The sequence below is a fragment of the Nocardia transvalensis NBRC 15921 genome (genome assembly GCF_000308875.1).
GTDB lineage: Bacteria > Actinomycetota > Actinomycetes > Mycobacteriales > Mycobacteriaceae > Nocardia > Nocardia transvalensis.
Window position 1 is genome coordinate 1 of record NZ_BAGL01000056.1, and the last position, 3,383, is coordinate 3,383.

The 3,383-nt window shown below is 74.5% G+C and carries 2 protein-coding genes; both read right to left on the minus strand.

Annotated elements, in window-relative coordinates:
* Positions 1-1,710 (minus strand): hypothetical protein (locus tag ON41_RS41090; protein WP_040748905.1); only part of this gene is annotated, 1,710 nt, incomplete at its 3' end.
* Positions 1,711-1,794: 84 nt separating this feature from the next.
* A complete protein-coding gene (locus ON41_RS18345) occupies positions 1,795-3,288 on the minus strand; it encodes an SCO6880 family protein (protein WP_040748906.1) in 1,494 nt (497 codons plus the stop codon).
* Positions 3,289-3,383 lie beyond the last annotated feature (95 nt).

Here is a 3,383-nt window from a genome sequence, read left to right on the forward strand (position 1 = left end):
TTCCGGCGCGCCGCGGCCGCCCGAGCGCTCCGGCCGGGGTGTGCGCTCCGACGACCGCCGCGGCGGTTCCTGTCCGTGATCGCGCATCGGATGGCGGTTCGCGCCCTCGCGACCGGCGTCGGCCCGGCTGGGCCGCACGCGCCGCAGCTGAGCCGTGTCCTCGGGCCCGCGGCGGCGCTGACCGGATCGCGCCGCGCCGGAACCGGATTCGCCCGGCGGGGGTGCGCCACGCCCGCCACGCCGCGGATCGGCGGCGGTACGGGGAGCCCTGCGCCGTTCGCCGTTGTCCGGAAACGCGTCCCTGCCCTGCGGCAGAGGTCCCGTATCGGTGGACGAGAAATTCGCGGCCGGCCCGTACCCGTCGGATCTCGGTGCGACCGCACCCGATTCACGACCGCCATCTCCCAAGAAGGCCGGATCCCACCCATCCGTCGGCACGGCGGCCGAGTCGGCGGCGGCCCCCGCCGGATCCGCACTCTCGCGGGCGGCACGGCGGTCGGCGGGACGACCCGGATCGGCGATGTCGCCTTGCGAGCCGCCCTCACGGACCGCGCGCCGCTGATCGCCAGGGGGACGGCCGGATTCGGTAGCGGTCCCGGGCGGGGCGGCGTCTTCACGGGACGTACGGCGCTGATCGGTCCGGGCGCGGCCCGATTCATCGAACTCGCTTGGCCGTGCACCGTTTCCCTGGGCCGGGCGGCGCTCCTCGCCTCGGCTACGCGGCGGGGGGGCAACGCCGTCGAGGGCATAGCTCTCACCGGCCATGCGGCGCTGGTCGTCGTGGGGGCGGCGAGAGTCGACGGCGGGCCCTTCCAGAGCAGGGGTATCGCCCGCCGGGCGGCGGCCGTCGGGGCGCGCAGAATGCGGTTCGGCGGCAGGCGCTTTCGGCGCGGGGGCGTCGCCGTTGGCAGCGCGGCGGCCCGCCGAATGCGGTTCCGCCGCAGGCGCTATCGGCGCGGGGGCGTCACCGTTCGCGGCACGTCGGTCCGCGGAATGCGGTTCGGCCGCAGGCACTTTCGGCGCGGAGGCGTCGCGGTTCGCGGCACGTTGGCCCACCGAATGCGGTTCCGCCGCAGGTGCTTTCGACGCGGGGGCGTCGCGGTTCGCGGCACGCCGGTCTGCGGAATGCGGTTCGGCCGCAGGCACTTTCGGCGCGGAGGCGTCGCCGCTCGCGGGGCGTCGGGACTCAGGGGCGCGGCCCTGGTCGCCGGAGGACCAGTCCAGCGCCGAATCCCGGCGTTCGTCGCGGCGGGCGGCTTCCGGGGTGGTGATCTCCCATTCCGTGAGGCGCTGGCCGCGTGAGCGGCGGCGGTCCTCGGGGCCCGCCGCAGCGGAGCGGCGCGTGCCCGATCCGCCACCGGCCGTGGGGGTTTCGGCCGCCCGGCCGCCCTCCGCCCCGCGCGCCTCGGCACGCGTGCGGGGGGACTCGTCCTCGGTGCGGGGCCGCCGCGGCCGCTCGGCGCGGGGGTCGCTCGCGCCGGGTTCGCCCGGGGCGGGGTGGCGGATGGGGCGCAGCGGGACCTCGTCCCAGTCGGCAGGCCACTCGCCGGAGTGGGGTTCACCGGGCGTGTACGCCTCGTGCTCCCAGCCGTCTTCCCGCCGCCGCGCGTTGCGCCGCGCGGGCACCGGGTTCTCCGGGTCCACCACGCGTTCGCTGTACCGCGGCGGTTCGCCGCGGTCGCGGACCGGTGGCTCGTGCTCACCTGCCATGGACGATCACTCCTCCGATTCGCCGACGCTCGGCTCCGTCGTGCGCGCGGCGCCCTGTGTCTTCGGTTCGCTCGCTCCGCTCACTCAGCCCGCCAATGCCTTCGGAATGGTCGCGTGCTCCGGCAGGATGACGCCGCACCCGAGCGAGGCCGCGAAGGCCGCCGCCTGGTAGCGGTAGCACCGCCGGATCTTGAGTCGCGCCTGGGTCGACAGGTCGCGGGTGATGGCCTCGATGCGCGGCAGGTCGCCGCGCAGGGGCTCGGTGATCGTCACCAGCGCGCCGAAGCGGGTGACGCCGTGACCGCGGGCCTGTTCCTCCCGGGCCTGCTGGGTCGCGCCCACCCGCAGTGTCGCGGACGCGGAGACGACGCCGCGTTCGCTCTGCTGGGCGACGAGCGCGTTCTTGTAGTCGTCGTCGACGATCTCCGCGGCGTCGGCCGCCGAATGCGGGCGGTACACGATCGCGATGCGCTTACGCGGCACCTCGGGATTCGGCGCGAGCAGCCGCTGCAGCACCCGCTCGTCGACGGCGCCCTCGGGCGCGCTGTCCATCTCCCAGGTGACCGAGCGGCCGCCGTCGTGCAGGAAGTGGTCCCAGCGCTCCTCGTGCGAGATCGGGCCGGCGTCGGCCCAGTCCAGCCCGTGTCCGCCCGGATCGCCCACCGCCACTTCGAGATCCGCCTGCGAGGCCGGATCGTAGCTGCGGCGGATGAAGGAGATCACCTCGTCGGCCGACATCGGCTGCGCCCGCACACCCGCCTCGGCGAGCGCCGCGCAGATGCCGGGCAGCCGGCGGCCGATCTCCACCGCCTCCTCGGCCGGATTCTTGCGGCGCTCGGCGGTGGTGGCCTTGAACGTGATCGCCACGCGCGGCAGCAGTTGCACGCGCTCCTGCGGCAGTTCGGTCGCCAGCTCGAACATCACCTGCTGCGCCAGATCCGGCGCGTCCGCGTGGGTGATGGTGGAAACCTCGGTGAGCAAACGGTTTCCGGTCTCGGGCACGGTATCGATGACCGGCACGACCGCGACGATGTCCGAGGTCTGCCCGAGCGAGGCCAGGAAGGTGCCCCACGCCGCCACCCAGCGGTCGATCACCGGCTGGTCGACGGCCTCGTGGCCCTGCGGCCAGGCCCGCAGCACCACGGTGTACTGGGCGAACTGCGGCAGGTGGATCATGCCGAAGCTGTATCCGCCGGCGTCGATGCCCTCGTACAGCTTCGACGGGGCCATCAGGCCGGGCAGCCGCGCCACCCCGCCGGGGACCCGGGAGAACCGGCCGCCGCGGTAGACGTGCTCGCCCTTGCCGCGGCCGCGCAACCAATGGAACATCATCAATCCCGTCTCGTATCCGGAGCGGCCCCCCGTCCGCCACACCAGTGGAACCATCACGACCGCGCCGATCCCGGCCACGAAGAACGCCGGTTTGGGCCCCACGGCCAGCGCCGTCAGCAGCGCGGCGATGACGACCACGAAACCGAGCACCGTCTCCCCCCAGCGCAGCCCGAAAAGGCCTGCGCTGCGGGGCTTCTGCCACAAACCGTACGAGCGGCGCTCGTAGGTGGTCTCGGTCGTCGTCATCGTGGGATGGTGCTCCTGCCGAGGTCGGGTGCGCGGTTGGCCCAGCGGTCACCGGCGACGTCACCCATGGCGGCGTCGGCCCGGTTCAGGCTCGC